General features: G+C 48.0%; 1 rRNA gene (only partly in view). It reads left to right on the top strand.

Annotation, left to right across the window (positions count from 1 at the left end):
- Positions 1-138 precede the first annotated feature (138 nt).
- A 23S ribosomal RNA gene (locus ABT996_RS09450) occupies positions 139-1,659 on the top strand (it continues 1,495 nt past the right edge of the window).

The raw sequence follows: 1,659 nt of genomic DNA on the forward strand, positions 1-1,659 counted from the left end.
TCAAACTTGTTCTTTGAAAACTAGATAATATCTTTTATTTCTTTGTTAATTAAAATAACCGAGAACACCGCGTTTTAAAGAGTTTAAAACATTAATGTTTAATCGCTAAACTCATAACCATTATCGTAAGATAATATAGGTTAAGTTATTAAGGGCGCATGGTGGATGCCTTGGCACTAGGAGCCGATGAAGGACGTGACTAACTGCGATAAGCTTCGGGGAGTTGTAAGTAAACTGTGATCCGGAGATTTCCGAATGGGGAAACCCAGCAGGAGTAAAGACCTGTTATCACTGAGTGAATACATAGCTCAGTTGAAGGTAGACGTGGGGAACTGAAACATCTAAGTACCCATAGGAAGAGAAAGAAAATTCGATTCCCTGAGTAGCGGCGAGCGAAAAGGGAACAGCCCAAACCAAGAAGCTTGCTTCTTGGGGTTGTAGGACTGGACATTTGAGTTACCAAGAAACGAAGTAGTTGAATGATTTGGGAAGATCAGCCAGAGAAGGTGATAGCCCTGTAAGCGAAACTTCGTTTCCTCAGCCCAGTATCCTGAGTACGGCGGAACACGTGAAACTCCGTCGGAATCCGGGAGGACCATCTCCCAAGGCTAAATACTCCCTAGTGACCGATAGTGAACCAGTACCGTGAGGGAAAGGTGAAAAGCACCCCGGGAGGGGAGTGAAATAGTTCCTGAAACCATGTGCCTACAAGTAGTCAGAGCCCGTTAATGGGTGATGGCGTGCCTTTTGTAGAATGAACCGGCGAGTTACGTTAGCGTGCGAGGTTAAGGCGCAAAGGCCGGAGCCGTAGCGAAAGCGAGTCTGAATAGGGCGAATGAGTACGTTGACGTAGACCCGAAACCAGGTGACCTACCCATGTCCAGGTTGAAGGTGCGGTAAGACGCACTGGAGGACCGAACCCGTGTATGTTGAAAAATGCTGGGATGAGGTGTGGGTAGAGGTGAAATTCCAAACGAACTTGGAGATAGCTGGTTCTCTCCGAAATAGCTTTAGGGCTAGCCTCGGAGTTAAGGATCGTGGAGGTAGAGCACTGTTTGGACTAGGGGCCCGTCTTGGGTTACTGAATTCAGATAAACTCCGAATGCCACAGATCTATATCCGGGAGTCAGACTGCGAGTGATAAGATCCGTAGTCGAAAGGGAAACAGCCCAGACCACCGATTAAGGTCCCTAAATATGTGTTAAGTGGAAAAGGATGTGGAATTGCACAGACAACTAGGATGTTGGCTTAGAAGCAGCCACCATTTAAAGAGTGCGTAATAGCTCACTAGTCGAGTGATCCTGCGCCGAAAATGTAACGGGGCTAAACACATTACCGAAATCGTGGATGCAACTATGTTGCATGGTAGGAGAGCGTTCTAAGGGCGATGAAGCTAGACCGTAAGGACTGGTGGAGCGCTTAGAAGTGAGAATGCCGGTATGAGTAGCGAAAGATCAGTGAGAATCTGGTCCACCGTATGACTAAGGTTTCCTGGGGAAGGCTCGTCCTCCCAGGGTTAGTCGGGACCTAAGCCGAGGCCGAGAGGCGTAGGCGATGGATAACAGGTTGAGATTCCTGTACTGGTTTGATTTGTTTGAACGATGGAGGGACGCAGGAGGCTAGAGATGCGTGCTGTTGGATATGCACGTCCAAGCAACG

The sequence above is a fragment of the Ligilactobacillus sp. RTP31139st1_D10_RTP31139_211217 genome (assembly GCF_040226755.1).
GTDB lineage: Bacteria > Bacillota > Bacilli > Lactobacillales > Lactobacillaceae > Ligilactobacillus > Ligilactobacillus animalis.